Genomic DNA, 21,597 nt, shown 5'->3' with positions numbered 1-21,597 from the left:
CCCTTCGGTGAGCCGACCGGCTCACGGTGCCGTGAGGGGCTCCGACTGGTGGGCGCGGTGGAGGAGTCGCATGAAGGTCGGGGCCTCGGGGACGGGGACGGTGTCGATCCGGTGGACGGCGATGCCCGGGGTCCAGGAGTTCATGACCGCGGCGCCGGAGAGCGTCGGCAGGTCGGTGAGGGTGATCTCCTGGACGCGCTGGGGGACGTCGAGGCGGTCCAGCTGTCGGCGGACGATGCCCATCATGGTGCCGCCCAGCATCTCGGCCTCGGGCCACACCACCGCGGAGCCGTCCCAGAAGGCCAGGTTCCAGATCGACGCCTCGCTGAGTCGTCCCCGGCGGTCGACGAAGGCGGCGTCGTCGAAGCCTCGGGCGACGGCCTGGCGGAGGAAGTACGTCTTCGCCACCTCGCCGACGTGCTTCACGGTCGGCAGGACGCGCTCGAACTCGACCGTCGCCAGCGCCAGCGGGCCCCGCGGGCCGGAGGCGGCCGGTCCGGTGCGGACCAGCACCTCCAGCTCCGCCTCGCCCCCGGTCGCCGTGAACTCGCCCACCGGTGAGTACACCGTGGCCGTCAGCGAGAGGTCGTCCGGGCCGGCCGCCAGCGCCGCCCGCAGGTAGGAGCGCACCCGGTCGTCGGGCAGGGCCCGGCCGAACAGCTCCTTCGAGGCGGTCCGCAGCCGCTCCAGGTGGAGGTCGAGACCGCGAATCCGACCCCCGCGCACCTGCGTGGCCGTGAAGTGGGCGTAGCCCGCGAAGGCGAGCGGCGCCAACTCCTCGGCGGTCGCCGGCCGGCCGTTGCGGTGAACGACGAAAGAGGTCATGAGTCACTCCAGCGGTACGAGGTCGAGGGACGGGAGAACGGGCCCGGGCGCGGCGACGGCGACCGGGCGGGACCGACACCGGCGCCGCGGACGGCGGGCGCGGAATCTCCGCTCGTGGAGCGACGTTAGGGCTTCACATCAGTGGAAAGGTCAAGGCGGATGGGGCGCGTCACATGCTGATCGGGGAGTTGTCCCGGCGTACCGGGGTCAGCACACGGCTGCTGCGGTACTACGAGGAGCAGGGGCTGTTGGAGTCCCGGCGGGCCCCCAACGGCTACCGCCACTACGACGAGGAGTCGGTCGTCACCGTCCGGCAGGTCCGCGCCCTGCTGGACGCCGGGCTCACCACCGAGGTGATCCGCGTGGTGCTGCCGTGCACCGAGGGCGAGCGGATCGGCCTCGACTGGTGCGCGCCCCTGCGGGCACTCCTGGACCGGGAGTTGGCCGCCATGGACGAGCGCATCCACGGCCTCCAGCGCAGACGCTCCACGCTCGCCGGCTACCTCGCGCGGCCCTGAGCCGCGCCGGGCTCACCCGCCACCGGCCGCCAGGACTCACCCGCCGGCCGCGCGGCGCAGGTACGGGTCGGGGCCCGGGGGCCGCGGCACCGGGTCCGGCGACGGCCCGGGGGCCGGCTCGGGGGGCGGGCTGGGCACGGGGTTCGGCGACGGCGTCGGGACGGGGCTGTCCGGGTCCGGGATCGGAGGCGGCGGCGGGGTCGGCGGCACCGGGTCGGGGAGCGGGGGCGGCTGGCGGTCCAGCCGCGAGCGCGTGCGGGCCGGCGGCTCCGTGCGCGGCCCGGCCGGCGAGCGGCTCATCAGCGCGGTCATGGGAACCTCCAGACGTAGCGGTCGGGAATCCGGCCCCACCCCCAGTCTCTACCAACCCCACCAGTCGATCACCGGCAGCTCGGAGAAGAGCGCCTCCCCGTGGGCGTGCGCCACGTCCAGCCAGTCCGGCCGCAGCCGTGGCCGGGAGAGGCGTACGAGCTCCAGCGCCTGCTGGGGGAACCACTCCCCCGCCTTGGGGTCCGGCGCCCCCCACTCCGGGTCGACCGGTCCCTCCGTGCCGCGCAGGCACAGACCGTCCGACTCCCCGGGCGTCTTCACCCACAGCGCGGCGTCGTGCAGCGGGTCGTACGTGTGGGTCGTCGGGCGCACCCCCAGGCCACGGCCGGGCGGATTGCACCAGTCCTGCGGGTCCCGGTAGCGGCCGGGAGGGGGTGTCCACGGGCCCTGCCCGTTGCGGCTGGTGTCGGTGACGAAGTGCTTCATGCGCACCGGGTCCAGCGGTCCGAGGTGCTCGTCCAGCCAGTCCCGGGCCTGAGAGCGCGGCCAGTCCTGGTGGGGACAACGCGCCGGGTCGCCGCCGCGGCCCGCGTACACGAGGCAGGAGGAGATCAGTCGGCCGTACCAATCGTTGACCTCGTTGGGCTGGTAGTTGGAGACGTTGACGAAGAAGCCGGTCGCGCGGTCGACGCCCGCCTCGCGCAACCGCGGCACGATCCCGGACACCGCGTGCCAGCCCGCGTGTCCCGCGTCGAGGTAGACCCTGGTCCGGGGCAGCCCCTCCAGCGCGTCGACGGCGTGGTTGATCTCCGCGTACCGCGCCCGCGTACGGCGTTCCGCCAGCTCCGCGTCCGGATGCGGCGCGACGGGCGGGGAGACGGACGGTGAGGAGTGTGGGCCGGGGTCCGGGGTCGGGCTCGGGCCCGTGGTCGGGCCTGGGGTCGGGTCTGGGGTCGGGTCTGGGGTCGGGCTGTGCTCGGGGGCCGGGGCGGGCGTCGGGGCGGGCGTCGGGGGCCGCGGCGGCTCCTGACGCGGTCCCGGGCCCGGGGCGATGGCGGGTGGTTCCAGCGGCATCACCGAGGGACGGGGCGGTTGGGGAGCCTCCGATGGTTGCGGCACGTCAGTCGGTGGCGGCGTCCACGACGCTCCCGGCGCCGACAGGGAGCCGTCCGGTGACGACGGAGATCCGTCCCGCGACAGCGCCAGCCCCTCCGGCCCCCGTACCGTGCGCGGCGCCCGCGCCGCGGCGTATCCGCTGCGGGAGGCCGCGTACGCCGCCAGGTCGCCGGAGGGCGTGGTCTCGGCCGCGGTCTCCGGGGCCGGCTGCCCCTCGGCCTCGGCCGACGGCCCCGGTACCGTCCCCGCTGTCGGACGCCCGTCTTCCGCCGGCTGTTCACCGCCACCCGCCGCGGGGTCCTCGGACCCCGTGGCGGGCTCGGCGGAGCCGTCAGCGGCTTCCGTCGAGCCCTCAGCGGCTTCCGTCGAGCCCGTGACGGTGCCGCTCTCCTCGGTCCGCGCCGGCAGCGGGCAGTCCGAGGGCAGCAGGGCCAGGGAGTCGGGTTCGAGGATGACGATCGCCTCGCGGTGGCCGATCCCGTAAGCGATGGCGTCGATCCACTCCTGGTACGCGGCGGTGTCCCGCGCGCCGCCTGCCGAGTAGTTGCCGCAGTCACGGCCGGGGACGTTGTAGAGGGCCAGCACGGGGACCTCGTCCCGCCGGGCCGCGCGGCGGGTGGTGTCGCGTACGTGCCAGGCGACCTCGTCCGGGGACTGGTCGCCGAACCAGACGGCGTGCGGGGTGCGCAGCATGGCGAAGAGGGTGGCGGCGTCGTCGTAGGCGCCGTGCCGGGTCAGCCGGCGCAGCTGCCGGCGCGCGGCCTCGTCGACGGGTGGGCGGTAGAGGCTCGCGCCGCGCAGCGACGGGATCGGGGGGCCGTAGCCGTCGGGCCCGGTGACGGCGCCGGTGGCGGCATCGGCGCCGAGGTGGCCGGCGAGGCCGACGAGCAGGGACAGGGCGGCCGCGGTGGCGATGCGGGCGGCGCGGGACCGTGGTCTTCTTCGCACGGTTCATTCCTGCGCCGCCCACGCTCCTCCACTACACCCGACTGAGCCGTCTAACCGTCAGATCTTCACACTGTCAGGTGATCGGATGGCGCGAGGGGGCTCCCCAGGCGACGTACGACACAGACACACGGCACATGGGACACCCGCGTCGCGCGCGAGGCACGCGACGTGCGCGACGTGCGCGCGTGTCATGCCACCACCGAGCCGAGGCGACCCCGGCGCCCGGCCGCCGCCCGCGGCGTCACCCGCTCCGCGTCGTGGTGGATGGGGGTGTGCGCACCGGTGAGCGGCAGGCCGGTGCCGCCGTGCCGATCGGCGACGATCTCGCTGGCGATGGACAACGCGGTCTCCTCGGGGGTCCGCGCGCCGAGGTCCAGCCCGATGGGGCTGCGCAGCCTGGCCAGCTCCAGCTCGCCGACGCCCACCTCGCGCAGCCGGTCCAGCCGGGCCAGATGGGTGCGGCGGGAGCCCATGGCGCCGACGTACGCGACCGGCAGCCGCAGCGCCCGCCGCAGCAGCGGCACGTCGAACTTGGCGTCGTGGGTCAGCACGCACAGCACCGTGCGGGCGTCGACCTCGGTGGCGTCCAGATAGCGGTGCGGCCAGTCCACCACGACCTCGTCCGCGTCCGGGAAGCGCCGGGCGGTGGCGAACACGGGCCGGGCGTCGCAGACGGTCACGTGGTAGCCGAGGAACTTGCCCACCCGCACCAGCGCCCCCGCGAAGTCGATCGCCCCGAAGACGATCATGCGCGGCGGCGGCACGCTGGACTCCACGAGCAGTTCCAGCGGCGCGCCGCAACGGCTGCCGTCCGCGCCGATGGTGACGGTGTCCGTCCGCCCCGCCTCCAGCAGGGCGTGTGCCTGGGCGGCGGCGGTGCGGTCGAGCGCGGCGGCGTCGGTCACCCCGGGGCCGTCGAGGGTGCCCTCGTACGAGCCGTCGGGGCGCACCACCAGCAGTCGCCCCGGCAGCCCGTCCGGGCCCTGGACGATCCGGGCGACCGCCACCGCCTCCGCCCGGGCGGCGGTGGCCAGCGCGGCACCGAGGACGGGGCGTACGCGCTCCACCGCGCGCACCGGGGTGACCAGGATGTCGATGGTTCCGCCGCAGGTCAGGCCCACGGCGAAGGCGTCCTCATCGGAGTAGCCGAAGCGCTCGCGCACCGACTCGCCGGACTCCAGCGCCTGGCGGCACAGCTCGTAGACCGCGCCCTCGACACAGCCGCCGGAGACGCTGCCCACGGCGGTGCCCGCGGAGTCCACGGCCAGGGCGGCGCCCGGCTGACGCGGCGCGCTGCCGCCGACCGCCACCACCGTGGCCACGGCGAAGTCGCGCCCCTCCTCGCACCACCGGTGCAGTTCGGCGGCGATGTCCAGCATGTGATCAGCTCCTACGCGACACGACGAACGACGACACGACGACTGACGCGGCATCATGTGACGCCGAGCCAGTGCTCGATGGGGTTGAGTGCGAAGTAGACGAGGAAGACGCCGGTCAGTACCCACATGAACGCCCCGGGCTCGCGGAACCTCCCCTGGGCCGCCTTGATGGCGGTGTAGGCGATCACGCCCGCGCCGACGCCCGCGGTGATGGAGTACGTGAACGGCATCAGGGTCACGGTCAGGAAGACCGGGACGGCCACCGAGCGGTCGGCCCAGTCCACATGGCGGGCGTTCTGCATCATCATCGCGCCGATGACGACGAGCGCGGCCGCGGCGACCTGGCCCGGCACGATCTGCGCCAACGGGGTGAAGAACAGTCCGGCGGCGAAGAAGAGCCCGGTGACCACGGAGGAGAGTCCGGTACGGGCGCCTTCGCCCACCCCGGTCGCGGACTCGATGAACACCGTCTGGCCGGAGGCGCCGGACACCCCGCCGATCGCGCCGCCCGCGCCGTCGACGAACAGCGCCCTGCTCAGTCCGGGCATCCGCCCCCGCTCGTCGGCGAGCCCCGCCTCGGTGCCCACGCCGATGACGGTCGCCATGGCGTCGAAGAACCCGGCCAGCACCAGGGTGAAGACGATCACCGCGACGGTCATCCCGCCGATCTCGCCCCAACCGCCGAACTCGACCTGCCCGAAGAGCCCGAAGTCCGGCCTGGAGACGGCGTTCGACGGCAGCTCGGGCGCCCGACCGCCCCACGCCGCCGGACCGAGGTCGGCCACCGCGTTGACGACGACCGCGAGGACGGTGCCGGTGACGATGCCGATCAGGATCGCGCCGGGGATCTCGCGCGCCTGCAGCATGAAGATCAGCAGCAGCGTGACGGCGAAGACCAGGACCGGCCAGCCGGTGAGCCGGCCGTGGTCGCCGAGGGTGACGGGCCCGCCCTTGCCCACGAACCCGGCGTTGACCAGGCCGATCAGCGCGATGAACATCCCGATGCCGATGGTGATGCCGTGCTTCAGGGCGAGCGGAATCGCGTTCATGATGACCTCGCGCAGACCGGTGACCACCAGAAGCACGATCATCGTCCCGTAGATCACGCACATGCCCATGGCCTGCGGCCAGGTCATGTCGCCGATCACCTGGGTGGTCAGCACCGCGGAGACGCTCAGCCCGGCGGCGAGCGCGAGGGGCACCTTGCCGACGAGGCCCATCAGCAGCGTGGAGACGGCGGCGGCCAGCGCCGTCGCGGTGATCAGACCCGACTGGGCGAGCCGGTGGCCGTCGGCGTCCGGGCCCGACAGCAGCAGCGGGTTGAGCAGCAGGATGTACGCCATCGCCATGAAGGTCGTGACGCCGCCGCGCACCTCGCGTGCGACCGTGGATCCTCTGTCGCCGATGTGGAAGTACCGGTCCAGCCACGAGCGCCCGGCGGACGGGCGCGATCCGGTGCCCGTGTCCTCCGGCGACGTCGTGGGCTCGACTGCTTGCTGGGTCATGCGGTGCCACTCCCAAGGTTCATAGGGGCCCCCGCGCGGGGCGCTCCCCGCGCGGGATTTGGGATGGTGCTCCTGGCATCACGACCCGGGGGACGGCCCGGAGGGTGGTGCGGCGTCCCCGCCGGACGGGCGAGGCGGGGCTGGGGTGCTCAGTGGGCGGGTGCGCTCCTTCGGTCGGGGTGCCCTAGTGGCACGAAGACACCTCTCCCATCCCGGCGAGACGGTGTGCCGGGCCCCGAGGCGGCGTCAGGTCCCCGTCAGGTGCTCCGGGCGGACCGGGACCCGGTTCAGGGCCAGGCCCGTGGCGGCGCGGATGGCGGAGACGACGGCGGGGGTGGACGACAGGGTGGGGGCCTCCCCGACGCCGCGGAGGCCGTACGGGGCGTGCTCGTCGGCGAGTTCGAGCACGTCGACGGGGATGGTGGGCGTGTCGAGGATGGTCGGGATCAGATAGTCGGTGAAGGACGGGTTGCGGACCCTGGCGGTCCTGGGGTCGACCACGATCTCCTCCATGACGGCGAGCCCCAGCCCCTGCGCCGTGCCGCCCTGGATCTGGCCGACCACGGAGAGCGGGTTGAGCGCCTTGCCGACGTCCTGGGCGCAGGCCAGCTCGACCACCTTGACCAGGCCGAGTTCGGTGTCGACCTCGACGACCGCGCGGTGGGCGGCGAAGGAGTACTGGACGTGGCCGTCGCCCTGCCCGGTGACCCGGTCGAAGGGCTGGGTCGGGCGGTGCCGCCACTCCAGCTCGATGTCGACGGACTCGCCCTCCAGGACGTCCACGAGGTCGGCCAGCACCTCGCCGCCGTCGGTGACGACCTTGCCGCTCTCGAGCAGCAGCTCGGCGGTGGCCCAGGCCGGGTGGTAGCTGCCGAACCTGGCACGCCCCAGCTCCAGCACCCTCTCGCGCACCGCCTCGCAGGCGTGCTTGATCGCGCCGCCGGTGACATACGTCTGTCGCGAGGCCGAGGTGGAGCCGGCCGAGCCGACCCGGGTGTCGGCCGGGTGGATGGTCACCTGGGTGACGCCGAGCTCGGTGCGGGCGATCTGGGCGTGCACGGTGACGCCGCCCTGGCCGACCTCGGCCATCGCGGTGTGCACGATGGCGACCGGCTCGCCGCCGATGGCCTCCAGCCGGACGCGGGCGGTGGAGTAGTCGTCGAAGCCCTCGGAGAAGCCGACGTTCTTGATGCCGACGGCGTAGCCGACGCCGCGCACCACGCCCTCGCCGTGGGTGGTGTTGGAGAGCCCGCCGGGAAGCGCCCGCACGTCGGCCGCGCCGCCCGCGGCCTCCCACTGCCGCTCCGGCGGCAGCGGCATCGCCTTGACGCGGCGCAGCAGCTCGGCGACCGGTGCGGGCGAGTCGACGACCTGCCCGGTGGGCATGACGGTGCCCTGCGACATCGCGTTGCGCTGCCGGAACTCGACCGGGTCAAGGCCCAGTTCGGCGGCGACCTTGTCCATCTGCGCCTCGTAGGCGAAGCACGCCTGTACGGCGCCGAAGCCGCGCATGGCGCCACAGGGCGGGTTGTTGGTGTAGAGGGCGAGGGCCTCGATGTCGACGTCGTCGACGGCGTACGGGCCGATCGAGAGTGAGGCGGCGTTGCCGACGACGGCCGGGGAGGCGGAGGCGTAGGCCCCGCCGTCGAGCACGATCCGGCACTTCACATGGGTGAGCCGGCCGTCGCGGGTGGCGCCGTGTTCGTACCAGAGCTTGGCCGGGTGTCGGTGGACGTGTCCGAAGAAGGACTCGAAGCGGTTGTAGACCATCTTCACCGGCTTGCCGGTGCGCAGCGCCAGCAGGCAGGCGTGGATCTGCATGGACACGTCCTCACGGCCGCCGAAGGCGCCGCCGACGCCGGACAGCGTCATCCGCACCATCGAGGGCGGCAGGCCGAGGACCGGGGCGATCTGCCGCAGGTCGGAGTGGAGCCACTGGGTGGCGACGTACAGGTCCACCCCGCCGTCCTCGGCGGGCACCGCGAGACCGGACTCGGGGCCGAGGAACGCCTGGTCCTGCATGCCGAGCTCGTACTCGCCGCTGACGACGACGTCGGCGCGCTCACGGGCCGCCGCCGCGTCGCCGCGGACGATGGGCTGCCGGTGCAGGACGTTGGGGTGCGGCACATGGGGCGCGTGGTGGTCGTCGCGGTCCGGGTGCAACAGCGGCGCGTCGGGGGCCAGCGCGGTCGCCTCGTCGGTGACCACGGGCAGTTCGGCGTAGTCGACCCTGATCTTGGCGGCGGCGCGGCGCGCGGTCTCCGGGTGGTCGGCGGCGACCAGGGCGACGGGCTCGCCGTGGTGCCGGACCCGGTCCTGCGCCAGCACCGGGGTGTCCGGGATCTCCAGGCCGTAGTGCCTGGTGTCGGCCGGCAGGTCCTCGTGGGTGAGGACCGCGTACACGCCGGCCTGGGCCAGGGCCTCGGAGACGTCGATGGACCTGATCTCGGCATGGGCGTGGGGGCTGCGCAGGGTGTGTCCCCACAGCATGTCCTCGTGCCACAGGTCGGAGGCGTAGGCGAACTCGCCGGTGACCTTGAGTGTGCCGTCGGGGCGCGGCGTGGACTCGCCGATGCCGCCGCGGGTCCGGCTGCCCTGGGAGATGTCGACGGGGGTGCGGGTGACCTCTGCCATGGTTCAGACCGCCCGTTCCGCGCGGGCGGCCGCGAGGCGTACCGCGTCCAGGATCTTCTCGTAGCCGGTGCAGCGGCACAGGTTGCCGGAGAGCGCCTCGCGGATGTCGGCGTCGGAGGGCTCCGTGTTGCGCTCCAGCAGCTCGTCGGCGGCGACCAACAGCCCGGGGGTGCAGAAGCCGCACTGCACGGCCCCGGCGTCGATGAACGCCTTCTGGATCGGGGCGAGCTCGGCGGGATCGGCGGGCTTGGGCCGCCAGGCCCTGGCCTGGTCCAGCCCGACACCCGATGGGTCCGCACCCGCGGCCGCCGCGCCCCCGGACGCCGCCCCTGACGGGGTCTCGCTCGCGGACGCCGCGTCCGCGGGGTCCGCGGCGTCCGCGGCGGCGCCGGAGCCGTCGCCCGGGTCGCGGGCGCCGCCGGCACAGCCGCCCTCGGCCCGCCGCCGGGCGAAGTCGGCGAGCCCCTCGACGGTGACCACGTCACGGCCCTCGGCCTGGCCGGCCGCGACCAGGCAGGAGCAGACCGGCACGCCGTCCAGCCGGACCGTGCAGGATCCGCACTCGCCCTGCTCGCAGGCGTTCTTCGAGCCGGGCAGGCCGAGCCGCTCGCGCAGCACGTACAGCAGGCTCTCGCCCTCCCAGACGTCGTCGGCCGTCTGCGGGCGTCCGTTGACGGTGAGGTTCACGCGCACTGTGCTTCTCCCTTGCCGGTGCCGCCGGTGCCGCCGGCGCGGTAGGACTCCCAGGCCCAGCCGAGGGTGCGGCGGGCCATGACGCCCACCGCGTGCCGGCGGTACCTCGCGCTGCCGCGCACGTCGTCGATGGGGTTGCAGGCGCCGGAGCACAGCTCCGCGAACTGCCGGGCGATGGACGGGGTGATGGTCTTGCCGCTGTCCCAGAAGCCGCCGTCCTCCAGCGCGGCGTTGAGGAAGGTCTCCGCCTCGCGGGCGCGCACCGGGGTGGGCGCGGCGGAGCCGATGCCGGTCCTCACCGTGCGGGTCTCCGGGTGGAGGGCGAGGCCGAAGGCGCAGACGGCGATCACCATGGCGTTGCGGGTGCCCACCTTGGAGAACTGCTGGGGGCCGTCGGCGGTCTTGATGTGGACGGCGCGGATCAGCTCGTCCGGCGCCAGCGCGTTGCGCTTCACCCCGGTGTAGAACTCCTCGACGGGGATACGGCGCACCCCGCGCACGGACTCCGCCTCGACCTCGGCGCCGGCCGCCAGCAGCGCGGGGTGCGAGTCGCCGGCCGGGGAGGCGGCGCCGAGGTTCCCGCCCACGCTGCCGCGGTTGCGGATCTGCGGGGAGCCGACGGTGTGCGCGGCCAGCGCGAGACCCGGCAGCTCGTCACGCAGCCGCTCCATGATCGTGCTGTACGGGACGGAGGCGCCGAGCCGGACCGTGGCCCCGTCCGCGCTGACCTCCCACTCACCCAGCTCGCCGACGCGGTTCAGGTCCAGCAGGTACTCGGGGCGCCGATGGTCGAAGTTGATCTCGACCATCACGTCGGTCCCGCCCGCGATGGGCACAGCGGTGGGGTGCTCGGCCTTGGCGGCGAGCGCCTCCTCCCAGCTGGCGGGGCGCAGGAAGTCCATGAATGTTCTCTTCTCGACTCTGTGTGGGGAGGTGAGGTTCTGCGTTCATGTCCTGGGGTCCGGGGGATGCTCCGGACGTCTGCTCGCGGCTTCTCGCCAGTACATCGACGCGTCACCCGGCGGGTGCAGTCACCGAAACCATGAAGCGGTTGGCTGGCCAGGCACCGGGTCTTGTAGATTCGAACGAAAGACGAGGTTCCGAATCCTCGCGGCATTCCACCGGTAACGAAAACGACGACGACGAGAGATCGGCTGGCGACTGATGCGGCTGCGCGCACTGCTGGAGACCGAAGCCCTGGGCCTGCGCCTACTCAGCGGCGAGGAAGAGCTGGACCGCACCGTGCGCGGCGTCATGACCACCGATCTGCGCGACCCCAGCCGCTATCTCTCCGGCGGCGAGCTGGTGCTGACCGGTCTCGCCTGGCGCCGCGAGCCCGCCGACTCCGAGCGGTTCGTGCGCATTCTGACGGCGGCCGGCGTCTCCGGCCTGGCGGCCGGAGAGGCCGAGCTGGGGGATGTGCCGGCGGACCTGGTGGAGGCCTGCGCCCGGCACCGGATGCCGCTGTTCTCCGTGGTGGAGGCCGTGTCGTTCGCCTCCATCACCGAGCACGTGGTGCGGCAGGTTTCCAGCGAGCGGGCCGGCGATCTGGCCGCCGTCGTGGAGCGGCACCGGAAGCTGATGACCGCCGGCCCGGCCGGCGGTGGCCCCGAGGTCATCCTCGACCTGCTCGTCTCCGACCTGAACCTGCGCGCCTGGGTGCTCTCCCCCACCGGCCGCCGCATCGCCGGGGCCAGCGGCACCACCGCCGGCTCCGAGCTGTCCCCCGAGCTCTGCGCCCGCCTCGCCGGCGAGCACCTGGCGGCCATGCGCGCCGGGCGCCGACCGCCGCACCGGGTGACGGTGCCGGGCCCGAGGCCCGCGGGCGCGCCGGGGGCGGCCCAGACCACCTACTCGCTCTTCCCGGTGCGCGGCGCCGGCCGCGCCCCTGCCGCCCGCGACGTGCGCGAGATCCGCGAGACGGTGCTGGCGGACTGGCTGCTGGCGGTCGAGGACGACGCCGGCGACTGGCCCGCCGAGCGGCTCGACCTGCTGCACGGCGTCACCCAGTTGATCGCGGTCGAGCGGGACCGCCGGGACGCGGCCCGTACGGTGCGGCGTCGACTCGCCCAGGAGGTGCTGGAGCTGGTGCAGACCGGCGCCCCGCCGGCCGAGATCGCCGCCCGGCTGCGGGTGGCGGCCCCGGTGTTGCTGCCGGGCCTCGGCGCCGCCCCGCACTGGCAGGTCGTGGTGGCCCGGGTGGAGTGGGGCGGGCCGGCCGGCGAGGCGGAGGGCGTCGAGCGGGACGGCGGCGAGCGGCCCAGCGGCGCGCTCGCCCAAGCCCTGCTGGAGGAGGTGCTGGCGGACCCGGAGGCGGCCGGCCCCGAGGCGTCCGACCGGATCGCCGTGGCCTACGCCGGGGACGAGGCGGTGGCCCTGGTGCCGCTGCCGGCGACCGCGGCGGAGCCCGAGGGCGGCTCCGAGGACGGCGCGGAGGACGCGGCGGAGGAGGCCGTCCAGGCCCCCGGACTGCACGCGGACGCCCTCCTGGCGGCGGTCCGCGAGCCGCTCTCCCGCGGCCTGGACGGCGACGGCCGGCTGACGGTGGGCGTCAGCGCCACCGTGCACTCCGCCGAGGGGCTGCGCGGCGCCCTGGAGGAGGCCCGACACGCCCGCCGGGTCGCCGCCGCCCGCCCGGGTCGGGTCTGCGCCGCCGGGCACCAGGAACTCGCCTCACACGTGCTGCTGCTCCCCTTCGTCCCGGACGACGTGCGGCGCGCCTTCACGGCCCGGCTGTTGGACCCGCTCCGGGACTACGACCGACGCCACCGCGCGGAGCTGATCCCGACGCTGGAGGCGTTCCTCGACTGCGACGGCTCCTGGACGCGGTGCGCCACCCGGCTGCATCTGCACGTCAACACCCTGCGGTACCGGGTCGGCCGGATCGAGCAGCTGACGGGCCGTGACCTGTCGCGCCTGGAAGACAAGTTGGACTTCTTCCTGGCGCTGAGGATGAGCTGACTCGTCCGGTTCGCGATCACCCGTGATCGCCGGCGGAAACTTTGTGAATTGCTTCACACCGACCCCTTGGCCCCCCACGCGCATTCGTGCTGAGATTCGAGGTGCTTCCGGCTCGATGGCGCGCTTGGGGACTTCGGGAGGGCAATGTGGCGGACACCGCCATGTCACGGTCTGGATCGTCGGACACACCCACGGGAACGGAACCGGAAACCCCACCCGGAGCGGCCGGCGGGCCGGCCGGCCGGGCGGGGTCGGGAGGCGCACGGCTGGGGAGAGGCCCCCTGCTGGACGGCGGGGGCGGCGACCACGACCCCCTCGACACGGCGGTGTGGCGGCTGCGCTCCCGCGGCTGCTGGGAGGACGCCGCCGCCCTGCTCGCCGCCCGCGCGGTGACCGACCCGGCCGCGGCACTGGCGCGCAGCGCCCTGCTGACCGAGCGCTGCATGTTCGCCTCCGAGGGCTGGGGCACCGCGGAGGACGCGCTACGCGCCGCCGAGGCGCTGGCCTTCGGTGACGAGGACCGGGGGGCCGCCGCCTGCGAGCGCGGCCATCTGGCCTACGCGTGCACCCTGTTCGGCGTGCGCGACCGCGCCGACGAGGCCCGCGCGGCGCTGGGCCGGGCCGCGGCGCTGATCCCACCCGGCTCGCCCGTGCGGCCGCTGCTGGACTTCCGGCGCGGCCTCGTCGCCCAGCACCTGGCCCAGAACCCCACCGGCGCCCAGGCGGCCTTCCAGCGCGCCCACGCCGGCGCCGGCGCCCACGGCGACGCGCTGCTGCGCTCCTTCACCTGGCGCCACCTCGCCGCCATGGCGGAGCAGAGCGGCGATCTCCCCGCGGCCCGACACGGCTTCGCCGAGTCCCTGCGCATCCGCGAGGAGCTCGGCTATCTCATCGGCATCGCCCCGGCCCTCGCCGCCCTGGCCGAGGTGCAGCCCGATCCGGAGGCCGGCCGACTGCGCGCCGAGGCCGCCCGGCTCGTCCACCTCCTCGGCGGCCTCCCCGTCTGGCTCGCCGAACAGCTGCGCCCCAGGGCCCGGGACACCTGACGCCCCGCCCGGACAACGCGCGGCGGCGCGCCGCGGCCGAAGTGCGCACGGCGGCGGCGCGCCCGGGGGCAACGCGCGAGGGTGCGCCCCAGCCGGCGTAACGCGCGGAGGCGCCCCGCAGCGGGAGTACGCACGAAGACGCTGGGGCTCAGGTCATCCGGTCGACCGCGTCCTTGGCCTCCTTCAGGCCGGCGCCCGTGGCCTCTCGGTAGACCTTGATGGCCTCGATCGTCTTTCCGTCTCGCACGAGCGCCTCGACCCGCTCCAGCTCCGGGCCGGACTCGCGGAGGCCGAGGTGGTCGAGGACCAGGTCGAGCTTGCGCTCGACCCGGGCGATGTTGCGTTCCGTTCGCTTGATGCGGGTCTCGACGCCGCCGATGCACACCAGCACGAGGAAGGCCACGATCAGGACTGATATCTCCATGATCACCCATCGTAGTGATCGCGCCGGGCCCGCGAGCCGCGGGCTAGCCTCCGATGAAGTGCTCACGGGCGAGCGTCTCGACCGTGTCGAGGTCGCTCGCGGCAAGGGCGTCGAGGAGGGCGACGTGCTGGGCGGCGTCGGCGAGCAGGTCGGCGGTCCGGGGCGCCCCGCCCCGCGGCAGCGGCCACTGCGCCCGGCGGTGCAGGTCGTCGGCGATGACGACCAGCTGCTGGTTGCCGGCGAGGGCGAGGACGGCCTGGTGGAAGGCGCGGTCCGCCTCCAGGTAGGCGGCGCGGTCGCCGGTGGCCGCGGCGGAGGAGGCCGCGTCGGCGAAGGGACGGATCCTCTCCCAGCGCTCGGGGGTGACGCCGGCCGCCAGGGTGAGCAGCACCGGCACCTCGAGGAGCGCCCGCACCTCGGCGAGCTCGGCGAGCTCGCGCTCGCTGCGCCGCGCGACCCGGAAGCCGCGGTTGGGGACCACCTCGACGGCGCCCTCGCTGGCGAGCTGCTGCATGGCCTCCCGCACCGGGGTGGCGGAGACGCCGAAGCGCAGCGCGAGCACGGGGGCGGAGTAGACCTCACCCGGGGCGAGCTCGCCGCTCACCAGGGCGCAGCGCAGCGCGTCCAGCACCTGGCGGCGTACGGAGTGGCGCTGCAGCGGCACGCGCGGGGGCGGCACGCACGGCGCCTCCTCCGGGGTGACCGGCGTCATCGGCACCGCCGGCGGCACCGTATCGGCACTGGACTGCTCCACTCGGACCCTCCTGACGTCCCAGGGAACGATATGCGGACGCCACGCAAGGTCAAACCCCACCCCATTCAGCTAAGGTAAGGCTAACCTGACGAAGCTTCGCGATTCGGTGGTCTCCCCATGGCCGTGCCCGCTCTTCCGTACGCCGACACCCCGGGCACCGGGTCCGGCGCGCCCACCATCCCGGCCACCGGGACCGGCGCGCCGACCACCGCCGCGGCCGCGGTCTTCGCCGCGTATCCGCGGCTGACCGAGGTCTTCCCCGGCCTCACCGTCGGCGACGAGCCCCCGCGCAGCGGCGACGGCTGGGTGGTGGCGGCCGAGCTCGCCGCCGGCGGGGCCGCCCTGGACACCTTCCTGGCCTGGGACGAAGCCCAGGTGGTGCGGGACTACGGACAGCGCGCCCGACCCGATGTCGTGGCGAGCTTCGGACTGCACCGCTACGCCTGGCCGGCCTGCCTGCTGGTGACCGTCCCCTGGTTCCTGCTGCGCCGCGTGCCGCGGATCTCCGTGGACCAGGTCTCCTTCCAGCGCACGCTGGGCCGGATGACGGCCCGCGTCACGGAGTTCTCCTGCCTCCCGGACGACCCGGCGGCGGGGGTGCCGGGCGCCCGCGTGGTGCCGGACGAGGACGCGCTGCGGGCGGCCGTGCGCTCGGCGGTCGCCGAACACCTGGGGCCGGTGTTGGAGGGCTTCCGACCCCGGATGCGACGCGGGGCGCGCGCCCTGTGGGGGATGGCGGCGGACGAAATCGTCGAAGGGCTCTGGTACGTGGGCCAGCTGATGGGTGAAGAGCCGCGCGCGCTGGCCGAGCTGACCGCGCTGCTGCCCGGCGCCGTCCCGCCCTACCCGGCAGGGGCGGGATTCCGCCTGCTCACCGGGGCGCGCGGGGAGTCGCTGCCCACGCGCGACCGCGCGAGCTGCTGCCTGTTCTACACGCTGCGGCCCGACGACACCTGCGTGACCTGCCCCCGGACCTGCGATACGGCCCGTATCCAGCGGCTGTCGGCAAGCTGATCGCTCCGTTTCCACTCGATCGACTTCCGCGAATAGAACGAATTCTCTTGCGGCGAGCGGGCGTTCGAGTCTCATCGCACCTATCCGCGTGTCCCCGCCGTCCGTTGGCGTCTTCTTGCTCGGAAATCCCTTGAGGCACGGAAAGACTCCGCCAAGATGTCGCGCGAGTAGGCCGTACCGCGGCCCAGAACACCCACCCGGAAGTGAGGCAAGGGGCACCGGATGAGACTGACCGACATATCGCTGGACTGGGCACTCCCCGTGGCCGTGGCGCTCGTCGGAGTCGTGGCGGCGGTGACGGTGCTCGCGCGCGGCCGCAACGGCAAGGGCAAGGGCAAGGACGACACGGCGGTGGTGGATTCCTGGGAGCGCAGCGAGGAGCGGCGGCGGCGCAAGGAGGCCGTGTACGGCATGGCCTCGTATCTGCTGCTGTTCTGTTGCGCCGCGGTCGCCGCCGCGCTCTCCTTCCACGGCCTGGTGGGCTTCGGACGGCAGAACCTCAACCTGTCCGGCGGCTGGGAGTACCTGGTCCCCTTCGGCCTCGACGGCGCGGCCATGTTCTGCTCGGTGCTGGCGGTCCGCGAGGCCAGTCACGGCGACGCGGCGCTGGGCTCGCGACTGCTGGTGTGGCTGTTCGCGGGCGCCGCGGCCTGGTTCAACTGGGTGCACGCCCCGCGCGGCGTGGGTCACGCCGGCGCCCCGCAGTTCTTCGCCGGCATGTCGCTCTCGGCCGCCGTGCTCTTCGACCGGGCGCTGAAGCAGACCCGCCGCGCGGCGCTGCGCGAGCAGGGCCTGGTGCCCCGGCCGCTGCCGCAGATCCGCATCGTCCGCTGGCTGCGCGCCCCGCGCGAGACCTTCGGCGCCTGGTCGCTGATGCTGCTGGAGGGCGTGCGCACCCTGGACGAGGCGGTCGAGGAGGTCCGTGAGGACCGCCGGCAGAAGGAGCAGCACCGGCACCGCAGGCGGGACCAGGAGAAGCTGGACCGGGCCCGGATCAAGGCGTACAACCGCCAGCACCGGGCCTGGGGGCGGCGCGGTGGGCGCCAGGTCGACGTCGCCGGGCTCTCCGCCCCTCCGGCGCAGCTCAGCTCGGACCCTGCCATAGCGGACTCAGGACGACTGCCCGCACCCTCATCTCTTCCGTCCCCGCGGTCCACGGACGGCGCGAGGACTGACGCGGCCCGCCTCTCCTCCCCCCTCGACGCCGTCGGCACGACGCACACCGGGGGTGCGGCGTCCGGCACGCCGGACAAGGGCCGCCCGCGCACCGTCGACCTCACCGCGGAGGACGACACCCTCGCCATCCCGCGCCTGGACTCACTGGAGGCCAAGCTGGCGCGGATCGAGCGACAGTTCGGCTGACCGCGGGTCGAGCGGCAGTCCGGCTGACCGCGGTCGAGCGGGAGCCGGCGGGGGCTGAGACACCGGACCGGGTCCGTCCCGGCGGTGCGACCCTCGGGTCAGCCCCCGCCCTCCGGCTCCTCTTCGTCCTCCAGCTCGAACCACACCGACTTGCCGACCCCGTGCGCGCACACGCCCCACGCGTCGGCGAGGGAGTCGACCAGCAGCAGCCCCCGCCCCGAGGTGCCCGTCGCGTCCGCGAAGCCGTCGGAGCGCGCCCGAAGCGCCGCGCGCCGGGGCACGAAGTCCCTCACCTCGACGCGTAATCGCCCCCCGGACACCGTCGGCCGCTCGGGCGGGCCCCTGTGCGCATCCGCCTCCGGCGCCCCGTGGGCGCCCTCGCCCGAACGGCCGTCGAAGCCTGCCTTGACGACGGCGCCGCGGTCGGTGTGCACCAGCGCGTTGGTCACCAGCTCGCTCAGCAGCAGCTCGGCCACGTCGGCCCGGCCGGGCCCGCCCCAGTGCCGCAGCAGATCCCGCAGCTCCCGGCGGACGTCCGCCACCCCACCGAGATCCGCATGGCCTAATCGTCTGTTCAGGCTCCGCCCCCGCTCGCGTCGGCCGTCCGGATCGCACTGTCCTCGAACGTGCACACGGGATGCATGCCCCGCGAGTCCCCTCCCGGAACATCGCGCCCTCGTGACGGTCGTTTCGCCTGTGGCGCTCACCCGGCGCTCACCGGGTGTTCAGGGGCGCGGCACGTTACGCAGGTTGGAACGCGCCATCTGCACCATCTTCCCGACCCCGCCGTCCAGGACCATCTTGCTCGCCGACAGCGCGAATCCGGTCACCATCTCCGCCTTGATCTTCGGCGGGATGGAGAGCGCGTTGGGGTCGGTGACCACGTCGACGAGGGCCGGTCCCCGGTGCTTGAACGCGGCGCGCAGCGCGCCGCGCAGTTGCTTGGGCTTCTCCACGCGCACCCCGAAGGCCCCGGCCGCGGTCGCGATGGCGGCGAAGTCCGGGTTGTGGTTCTCGGTCCCGTACGAGTGCAGCCCGGCGACCAGCATCTCCAGCTCCACCATGCCCAGCGAGGAGTTGTTGAACAGCACGACCTTCACCGGCAGTTCGTACTGGACCAGGGTGAGGAAGTCCCCCATCAGCATGGTGAACCCGCCGTCCCCCGACATCGAGACGACCTGGCGGCGCCGGTCGAGGAACTGCGCGCCGATCGCCTGCGGCAGGGCGTTGGCCATCGATCCATGGGTGAACGAGCCGATCACCCGGCGCCGGCCGTTGGGCGTGAGGTAGCGCGCCGCCCAGACGTTGCACATCCCGGTGTCCACGGTGAAGACCGCGTCGGCGGCGGCCTCCTCGTCCAGCACCGAGGCCACGTACTCCGGGTGGATCGGCACATGGCGCTCCACCTTGCGGGTGTAGGCGCGGACGACCCCCTCCAGCGCCTCGGCGTGCTTCTTCAGCATCCGGTCGAGGAACGCGCGGTTCTTCTTGGGCCGCACCTTCGGGGTCAGACAGCGCAGCGTCTCGCGCACGTCGCCCCACACCGCCAGGTCGAGCTTGGAGCGCCGGCCGAGGTGCTCGGGCCGCACGTCCACCTGCACCGTCCGCACGTCGTCGGGGAGGAAGGCGCCGTACGGGAAGTCGGTGCCGAGCAGGATCAGCAGGTCGCACTCGTGGGTGGCGTCGTACGCCGCGCCGTAGCCGAGCAGCCCGCTCATGCCGACGTCGTACGGGTTGTCGTACTGGATGTGCTCCTTGCCCCGCAGCGCGTGCCCGACCGGGGCCTTCACCCGCTCGGCGAAGGCCATCACCTCGCGGTGGGCGCCGGCGGTGCCGCTGCCGCAGAACAGTGTCACCCGCCGGGCCTCGTCAACCATGCGCGCGAGCTCGTCGATCTCCGCGTCCCCGGGCCGCACGGTGGGCCGGGAGGTGACCAGGGCGTGCTCCTCGGCGCGCTCCGGCGCCGGACGGGCGGCGACGTCGCCGGGCAGCGCCACGACGCTGACCCCGCCGCGTCCGACCGCGTGCTGGATCGCCGTCTGAAGCACCCGCGGCATCTGCTGGGGGCTGGAGATCAGTTCGCAGTAGTGGCTGCACTCGCGGAACAGCTGGTCGGGGTGGGTCTCCTGGAAGTAGCCGGTGCCGATCTCGCTGCTGGGGATGTGCGAGGCGAGGGCGAGCACCGGGGCCATGGAGCGGTGGGCGTCGTACAGGCCGTTGATGAGGTGCAGGTTGCCGGGCCCGCAGGAACCCGCGCAGGCGGCCAGCCGGGCGGTCAACTGGGCCTCGGCACCGGCGGCGAACGCCGCGACCTCCTCGTGGCGCACCTGGATCCAGTCGATCGACCTGGTGCGGCGGACCGCGTCCACGACGGGGTTGAGGCTGTCGCCCACGACCCCGTACAGCCGTCGCACGCCGGCGCGCGCCAGAAGGTCCACGAACTGTTCCGCCACGTTCTGCTTCGCCATCGTCCGGCTCCTTCCGGCTTCGGGTGCGCCACCCGTCGGGGTTGGGTCGGATACCCGGCGTCGAGTGCGGTACTCGTCCATCAACCCATGGACCGGCCGGTCACGCCTCCCAGACGGCCGCCGCCGTACGGTCGTCGGCGTATCCCTTCACCCGCACCTGGGCGTCGGCGAGGAACGCGGCGAGCCCCGGGGGCTCACCCGCCGCCCAGCTCCTCCCCAGCCGTTCGGCCAGCGCGGGCTCCCCCCGCAGCGGATCGGCCAGCCCCGCGCTGCACAGCAGCAGGGTGTCACCCGGACGGGCCAAGGCCGCGTGGAAGCGGAACGGGGAGGTGCGGGCGCCCGGCTCGCGACCACCCGTGGCGGGTGCGTCCGGTTCCCAGACCGGACCGGCGGCCGACGCGGACCGCGCGGACGGCTCCGGGCCTCCGGGTGGACCCGGTTGCCCCGGTGGGCCTAGTGGGCCTGGCGCGGCCGGTGGGGCGGTGCCGAAGACGGCGGCCCTGCGCGGGTCGGGCGGCCACTCCGGGCCTGGCAGCCCGGGCACTCCCTCGGGCGGGCGGTAGCCGCCGGACGGGCTGTAGCCGCCGGGCGGCGCCGCGGCGCCGCGGGCGGCGTCCGGGGGCGCGGCCCCGGACGGGGCCGGCGGCGCGTACGGGGGCGGGGCCGGGGGGCGCGGTGGGTGCGGGGCGGCGGCCGCGTCGAGATCGCGCCATGCCCCGTCGCGCAGCAGGAACAGGCCGCCGTCGCCGACGCCGAAGTAGACGCGCGTGCGGCAACCGGGGTCGGCGGGCAGCAACAGACAGCGCAGCGAGGCGGTGTACTCCCCCGGGTCCACGCCGAGTTCCCCCGCGCGGGCGCGCAGTTGGCCGAGGCTACGGTCGGTGAGACGGTGCAGTCCGGACTTGAGCGCGGCGCGGCGCCCGGAGCGCACGTCCTCCGCGAGCCGCGCGTGGCTACGGCCGACCGCCCTGCCGATACAGGCGCACATGTCCCGCGCCGCGCGATGCGCCCCCGCGGCCGCCCGCACCCCGCTCGCCACGGCGACCAGCACCAGGGCTCGCTCCCCGGCCCCGAACCGCGCGGTGAGCAGCGCGTCCCGTCGCGGCTCACCGCGGTACCGCGCGGAGTCGCCGCGTAACGACACCGCGCGCAACGTCAGCGAACCGTAACTCGCCCCGTCCAGCACCGTGTCCGGCACCAGATCGTCCAAGTCCGCCGGGTTCGCGAGCGGCAGGGCGGTGGGCTCCGGATCGTACGTCGGCGGACCGTCCCCGACGTGTTCCACCCGCGCGGGAACACGGTCGGCCCCGGCCGCGGCCGGCGAAGGCGGAGACGAGGGCGACGGCGAGGCCGGGGCCGAGGGTCCGGCGGGAGGGCCGGCCGGGGGTGGGGCGGTGGGCACGATCGCGGGTGGTGGCGCGCCGAGCGGCCCCCCGCGCCGGGTTGCCCCCTCGGCCGGAACCGTGGGGGCCGCCGCTCCGGGGCCGGTTGCTCCGGCCTCCATGGCGTCTCCCGAGACCCGCGGACGCGGCAGTCGGGAGCCCGCCGCAGGCGGGGCGGGTGGGACGGCCTGCCCCGGTCCCATTGGTGGCGAGGCGCTGGGTCCTGAGCCGGTCGCGCCCGGACCCGCCACGCCTGGCCGCGCGGCGTCCGGGGCCGCCATGCCCGCTCGCGCGGCGT

At 74.5% G+C, this 21,597-nt stretch carries 18 protein-coding genes; 5 read left to right on the top strand and 13 right to left on the bottom strand.

Going from position 1 to position 21,597, the window contains the following annotated elements:
• Window positions 1–21 precede the first annotated feature (21 nt).
• Entirely contained in the window at window positions 22–825 is an 804-nt protein-coding gene (locus CD790_RS07020; protein ID WP_144382164.1) for an aminotransferase class IV family protein, read from the bottom strand.
• A 173-nt stretch (window positions 826–998) separates the two neighbouring features.
• On the opposite strand from CD790_RS07020, the gene CD790_RS07015 reads away from it, so the two are divergent.
• The gene (locus CD790_RS07015) at window positions 999–1,343 is read left to right on the top strand and encodes a MerR family transcriptional regulator (RefSeq protein WP_144382163.1); all 345 of its coding nucleotides are present in this window, start codon (window positions 999–1,001) and stop codon (window positions 1,341–1,343) included.
• Window positions 1,344–1,379: 36 nt separating this feature from the next.
• On the opposite strand, the gene CD790_RS07010 is transcribed toward CD790_RS07015, so the two are convergent.
• The 7 genes from CD790_RS07010 to CD790_RS06975 all read right to left on the bottom strand — a co-directional run bounded on the left by CD790_RS07010 (window position 1,380) and on the right by CD790_RS06975 (window position 10,790).
• The gene (locus CD790_RS07010; RefSeq protein WP_186318913.1) at window positions 1,380–1,655 is read right to left on the bottom strand and encodes a hypothetical protein; all 276 of its coding nucleotides are present in this window, start codon (window positions 1,653–1,655) and stop codon (window positions 1,380–1,382) included.
• 48 nt (window positions 1,656–1,703) lie between these two features.
• Entirely contained in the window at window positions 1,704–3,677 is a 1,974-nt protein-coding gene (locus CD790_RS36595) for a glycoside hydrolase family 6 protein (RefSeq protein ID WP_313956478.1), read from the bottom strand.
• 188 nt (window positions 3,678–3,865) lie between these two features.
• Window positions 3,866–5,056 (bottom strand): XdhC family protein, encoded by a 1,191-nt coding sequence (locus CD790_RS06995; RefSeq protein ID WP_144382162.1) that lies wholly within the window; start codon window positions 5,054–5,056, stop codon window positions 3,866–3,868.
• A gap of 53 nt (window positions 5,057–5,109) precedes the next feature.
• Window positions 5,110–6,561, bottom strand: coding sequence for an NCS2 family permease (locus CD790_RS06990; RefSeq protein WP_144382161.1), 1,452 nt, complete (start codon window positions 6,559–6,561; stop codon window positions 5,110–5,112).
• A gap of 246 nt (window positions 6,562–6,807) precedes the next feature.
• Window positions 6,808–9,195 carry a xanthine dehydrogenase subunit D gene (gene pucD / locus CD790_RS06985; protein ID WP_144382160.1) on the bottom strand — a complete coding sequence of 796 codons (2,388 nt, stop codon included), beginning with the start codon at window positions 9,193–9,195 and terminating at the stop codon, window positions 6,808–6,810.
• A 3-nt stretch (window positions 9,196–9,198) separates the two neighbouring features.
• Window positions 9,199–9,888 (bottom strand): (2Fe-2S)-binding protein, encoded by a 690-nt coding sequence (locus CD790_RS06980; protein WP_144382159.1) that lies wholly within the window; start codon window positions 9,886–9,888, stop codon window positions 9,199–9,201.
• Window positions 9,879–10,790, bottom strand: a complete 912-nt coding sequence (locus CD790_RS06975) for a xanthine dehydrogenase family protein subunit M (RefSeq protein ID WP_144382158.1) — start codon at window positions 10,788–10,790, stop codon at window positions 9,879–9,881. Before CD790_RS06975 ends, CD790_RS06980 begins: the two co-directional genes overlap by 10 nt.
• A gap of 262 nt (window positions 10,791–11,052) precedes the next feature.
• On the opposite strand from CD790_RS06975, the gene CD790_RS06970 reads away from it, so the two are divergent.
• Together CD790_RS06970 and CD790_RS06965 are read left to right on the top strand one after the other, a co-directional pair.
• Window positions 11,053–12,849 carry a PucR family transcriptional regulator ligand-binding domain-containing protein gene (locus CD790_RS06970; protein ID WP_144382157.1) on the top strand — a complete coding sequence of 599 codons (1,797 nt, stop codon included), beginning with the start codon at window positions 11,053–11,055 and terminating at the stop codon, window positions 12,847–12,849.
• A gap of 161 nt (window positions 12,850–13,010) precedes the next feature.
• Window positions 13,011–13,895 (top strand): hypothetical protein, encoded by an 885-nt coding sequence (locus CD790_RS06965; RefSeq protein ID WP_260867392.1) that lies wholly within the window; start codon window positions 13,011–13,013, stop codon window positions 13,893–13,895.
• A gap of 148 nt (window positions 13,896–14,043) precedes the next feature.
• Here the strand turns inward: CD790_RS06965 and CD790_RS06960 are convergent, their stop codons facing one another.
• Together CD790_RS06960 and CD790_RS06955 are read right to left on the bottom strand one after the other, a co-directional pair.
• Window positions 14,044–14,319, bottom strand: a complete 276-nt coding sequence (locus tag CD790_RS06960; RefSeq protein ID WP_144382156.1) for a ribosomal protein L7/L12 — start codon at window positions 14,317–14,319, stop codon at window positions 14,044–14,046.
• A gap of 43 nt (window positions 14,320–14,362) precedes the next feature.
• Window positions 14,363–15,031, bottom strand: coding sequence for a GntR family transcriptional regulator (locus CD790_RS06955; protein ID WP_144382709.1), 669 nt, complete (start codon window positions 15,029–15,031; stop codon window positions 14,363–14,365).
• Between the two features lie 159 nt (window positions 15,032–15,190).
• Here CD790_RS06955 and CD790_RS06950 point away from each other — a divergent pair, with 159 nt between their 5' ends.
• Together CD790_RS06950 and CD790_RS06945 are read left to right on the top strand one after the other, a co-directional pair.
• Window positions 15,191–16,087, top strand: coding sequence for a (2Fe-2S)-binding protein (locus CD790_RS06950; RefSeq protein WP_144382155.1), 897 nt, complete (start codon window positions 15,191–15,193; stop codon window positions 16,085–16,087).
• Between the two features lie 222 nt (window positions 16,088–16,309).
• Window positions 16,310–17,449, top strand: a complete 1,140-nt coding sequence (locus CD790_RS06945; protein WP_144382154.1) for a DUF2637 domain-containing protein — start codon at window positions 16,310–16,312, stop codon at window positions 17,447–17,449.
• A 98-nt stretch (window positions 17,450–17,547) separates the two neighbouring features.
• On the opposite strand, the gene CD790_RS06940 is transcribed toward CD790_RS06945, so the two are convergent.
• From CD790_RS06940 to CD790_RS06930, 3 genes are all read right to left on the bottom strand, one after another.
• Complete coding sequence (locus CD790_RS06940; protein ID WP_144382153.1) at window positions 17,548–18,081, bottom strand: ATP-binding protein; 534 nt, start codon at window positions 18,079–18,081, stop codon at window positions 17,548–17,550.
• A 93-nt stretch (window positions 18,082–18,174) separates the two neighbouring features.
• The gene (locus CD790_RS06935; protein WP_144382152.1) at window positions 18,175–19,917 is read right to left on the bottom strand and encodes a pyruvate dehydrogenase; all 1,743 of its coding nucleotides are present in this window, start codon (window positions 19,915–19,917) and stop codon (window positions 18,175–18,177) included.
• A gap of 100 nt (window positions 19,918–20,017) precedes the next feature.
• Window positions 20,018–21,580, bottom strand: coding sequence for a protein phosphatase 2C domain-containing protein (locus tag CD790_RS06930; RefSeq protein WP_144382151.1), 1,563 nt, complete (start codon window positions 21,578–21,580; stop codon window positions 20,018–20,020).
• Between the last annotated feature and the right edge of the window lie 17 nt (window positions 21,581–21,597).

It is taken from the genome of Streptomyces sp. SAJ15 (genome assembly GCF_007595705.1).
Taxonomy (GTDB): Bacteria; Actinomycetota; Actinomycetes; order Streptomycetales; family Streptomycetaceae; genus Streptomyces.
The sequence above is the reverse complement of the archived record's forward strand: the minus strand, read 5'-3'. Positions and strand labels throughout refer to the sequence as shown.

Coding starts and splice junctions, on each gene's coding strand:
- CD790_RS07020 (WP_144382164.1), bottom strand. CDS start 825: ATGACCTCTTTCGTCGTTCACCGCAACGGCCGGCCGGCGACCGCCGAG.
- CD790_RS07015 (WP_144382163.1), top strand. CDS start 999: ATGCTGATCGGGGAGTTGTCCCGGCGTACCGGGGTCAGCACACGGCTG.
- CD790_RS07010 (WP_186318913.1), bottom strand. CDS start 1,655: ATGACCGCGCTGATGAGCCGCTCGCCGGCCGGGCCGCGCACGGAGCCG.
- CD790_RS06995 (WP_144382162.1), bottom strand. CDS start 5,056: ATGCTGGACATCGCCGCCGAACTGCACCGGTGGTGCGAGGAGGGGCGC.
- CD790_RS06990 (WP_144382161.1), bottom strand. CDS start 6,561: ATGACCCAGCAAGCAGTCGAGCCCACGACGTCGCCGGAGGACACGGGC.
- pucD (WP_144382160.1), bottom strand. CDS start 9,195: ATGGCAGAGGTCACCCGCACCCCCGTCGACATCTCCCAGGGCAGCCGG.
- CD790_RS06975 (WP_144382158.1), bottom strand. CDS start 10,790: ATGGACTTCCTGCGCCCCGCCAGCTGGGAGGAGGCGCTCGCCGCCAAG.
- CD790_RS06970 (WP_144382157.1), top strand. CDS start 11,053: ATGCGGCTGCGCGCACTGCTGGAGACCGAAGCCCTGGGCCTGCGCCTA.
- CD790_RS06965 (WP_260867392.1), top strand. CDS start 13,011: ATGTCACGGTCTGGATCGTCGGACACACCCACGGGAACGGAACCGGAA.
- CD790_RS06960 (WP_144382156.1), bottom strand. CDS start 14,319: ATGGAGATATCAGTCCTGATCGTGGCCTTCCTCGTGCTGGTGTGCATC.
- CD790_RS06955 (WP_144382709.1), bottom strand. CDS start 15,031: ATGACGCCGGTCACCCCGGAGGAGGCGCCGTGCGTGCCGCCCCCGCGC.
- CD790_RS06950 (WP_144382155.1), top strand. CDS start 15,191: ATGGCCGTGCCCGCTCTTCCGTACGCCGACACCCCGGGCACCGGGTCC.
- CD790_RS06945 (WP_144382154.1), top strand. CDS start 16,310: ATGAGACTGACCGACATATCGCTGGACTGGGCACTCCCCGTGGCCGTG.
- CD790_RS06935 (WP_144382152.1), bottom strand. CDS start 19,917: ATGGCGAAGCAGAACGTGGCGGAACAGTTCGTGGACCTTCTGGCGCGC.
- CD790_RS06930 (WP_144382151.1), bottom strand. CDS start 21,580: ATGGCGGCCCCGGACGCCGCGCGGCCAGGCGTGGCGGGTCCGGGCGCG.